Annotated in this window: 2 protein-coding genes; both read right to left on the reverse strand. The window is 57.6% G+C overall.

Translation table 11 applies throughout. The annotated features are described in order from the left end of the window. Positions 1-220: 220 nt before the first annotated feature. Positions 221-1,399: a porin gene (locus AB6809_RS36085; protein WP_371028593.1), complete on the reverse strand. Its 1,179-nt coding sequence runs from the start codon at positions 1,397-1,399 to the stop codon at positions 221-223. A gap of 692 nt (positions 1,400-2,091) precedes the next feature. Then, complete coding sequence (locus tag AB6809_RS36090) at positions 2,092-2,244, reverse strand: helix-turn-helix domain-containing protein (RefSeq protein WP_371028592.1); 153 nt, start codon at positions 2,242-2,244, stop codon at positions 2,092-2,094. Between the last annotated feature and the right edge of the window lie 176 nt (positions 2,245-2,420).

Below are 2,420 nucleotides of genomic sequence, written 5' to 3' on the forward strand. Positions count from 1 at the left end.
TCAAACGCGACCACCGACAGGAGCAAAAAGCCGCCTAAATTTAATCGTTGAGGCGACATCTAGCTTGAAATTTACCGATACCGGCTTCTTGTGGACTGTTGCTCATGCTGTGCTCCGTCGTTGTCGCGTACATGGTCTATAGCGCGTTCTTCTGGGGTCTCGGTGCTGCCTCGTTGGCGGTGGAGTGCAGCACCGAGCCGGCTTGCGTCGTCCGCGAAAATCAAAACTTGTGACGAAGCCCAACGCGAGTCACGAGTTGTGAGTTCGCACCTGCGTTGCCGATGAAAGAAGGTGTGGAGCCGATCTCAGCCTGAACCTGGACAGAGCGACCGGCAACCGAGTTGGTGCCCGATGCCTTTTGATAAACCGCCAGGAGGTAAATGTCCGTACGCTTCGACAGCGCGTAGTCCACCGCTCCATTGACCTGGTGCCATTTCCCTTCGAAACGGTCACTGAGGTCGGAGAATGTGTAGCCTAATCCGACATTAAGTGCAGCCGTGAACAGATATCGGCCGCCAATTTCGTAATTGTTCAGTGTTGACGATCGACCCGCGAGCGGTTCCAACTTTGTGTGCGTCCAGTTAGCCCATGCCAGGCCAGCGCCAATTGCATACCGGCTCCCGATGCTGAATGTTTCAAGGTCGCGGAGGCCTCCTGTATTTACGTTCGCAACGCTCACGCCAAACGGTGGTGTTGCTCCGTTGGGATAGCGAATATTGGTGTAGGCAGCGCCGATGCCGAAGGGGCCGTTCGTATAATTGGCACCGAAGCTATAGGCGCTGGATGAACCTTGAGTGGCCGTGGTGCCGGCGGTCGTGGTCGGCGCACCCGAGAAGTTCGTCGAGTTTGAGAAAGCGTACATCGCGCCGAATGTCAATCCCGCAAAATTTGCGCTGCTGAACTTGACGGCATTGTTGAGACGACTCTGAACGAGCTGGTCGAGGTCGTTGATGTGATAAGCGTAATTGCCCGCAGGTGTCTGACTACCCATTGTGTACGCAGCGCCGATAATATCGGTTGAAAGCGAGTACTGGCGGCCAAGCGTTAGGGAGCCGATTCCATCCTTCGCCAGACCGACGTACGCTTGGCGTCCGAACATCGCGCCGCCTTGCCCCAGTGTGCCATCACCGCTGTTGAAACCGTTCTCCAGCACAAACAGTGCTTTGAGGCCGCCCCCGAGGTCTTCGGCACCTCGAATTCCAAAGCGGCTACCTTGCGAAACACCGTCACCATATTTCAGAACGCTGCCATGCGCTGTGACGCTCGCTACCCTGTTGACGTATGTGATACCAGCGTCAATAACACCGTAAAGAGTCACGCTGCTTTGTGCGTGACTATCAACAGGTAATGCGCTGGCAAGGCTGCCAGCCGCTGCGGCTGCAAAGAAGGTTTTCTTGATCATGACGTCTCCGTTGATTCTTGTCTTGCTTTATGGTCGTTTTTACAGCGCCAGTGTCTGCCGGCCCCGATTCACAATTCGCGCCGAAGACAAGAGAAGGGCGTACAGGCCTGCCTTTCACACCATGATGCTGTCAGTGCCTACCGGCGAACAGCGCAGCAATGTTGCCGGCGGTAGTCCCTGGCCGCGCGGACACAGCCGGGTCCTACCTTTGAGCACTTGCCAAACTGCATCGTGAACTACCTCACGTTAACCACGCCGTCACGAAACGCCGCAAGCCAGTGTTCACATCGGAGGTGAATAATGGGTGTATATACGCGTAATGTCAACTGGGAGGATTGCGGATTAACCGCGGGAGCAAAACGCGCCGTGGGCCGCTGCGAAGGGTTACCGCCGTGGCATCAGGGATTGCGTCGAGTAGGCGACGGCAGAGGAGCGCCTGCCTTGTCGCACAGCCGCAGCATGCCTTGCTTGAGGGGCGTAGTGAGCCAACGTGGAATCGAGAGTCGACGATGCGATCGCGGGGAGAAAGTTCCTGAGCAGGCTGGTTGTCTGGCGAAATACGTCGGCCCAAAATCCTCGTAGCGCTCACGCACCAGCGCCATCGCACGCGCACGGACATCCACCGGCAGCTCGCGATTGCTCGGCTGCCCACGCCGCGCCGAAACCAGTCCGGCCGGTCCGGCGGCCTCTTAGCGCCGCACCAGCCGGCTGACCTGACGCTCGCACAGCTGCAGCCGTTCCGCCGCCAGCACCACCGTCAGGCGATGCTGGAGGACCGCCTGGATGACCTTCACGCGCTCGAACTCGTGCATGGTGATCGTGATGAATCCACGTTCGTTCATGGTCTGGCTCCGGGCTGGCTGGGATGCCGCAGCATGCGCCACAGCCGTCAGCCCGGAGCAGGAAACCGGACATTTCTAACTGGCCCAAACCGGACATTACTTAGAAACCCTAACAAAATGAGTCGAAGGGGCTGTTAACCCGAATCATGCTCTGTTAACCTCTTCATTGTTTCGTT

Origin of the sequence: Paraburkholderia sp. RCC_158 (assembly GCF_041355255.1) — a bacterium.
Lineage (GTDB): Bacteria > Pseudomonadota > Gammaproteobacteria > Burkholderiales > Burkholderiaceae > Paraburkholderia > Paraburkholderia graminis.

What these genes read in the sequence shown, in the direction of transcription:
- AB6809_RS36090 (WP_371028592.1), bottom strand. Translation starts at nt 2,244, where the DNA reads ATGAACGAACGTGGATTCATCACGATCACCATGCACGAGTTCGAGCGC.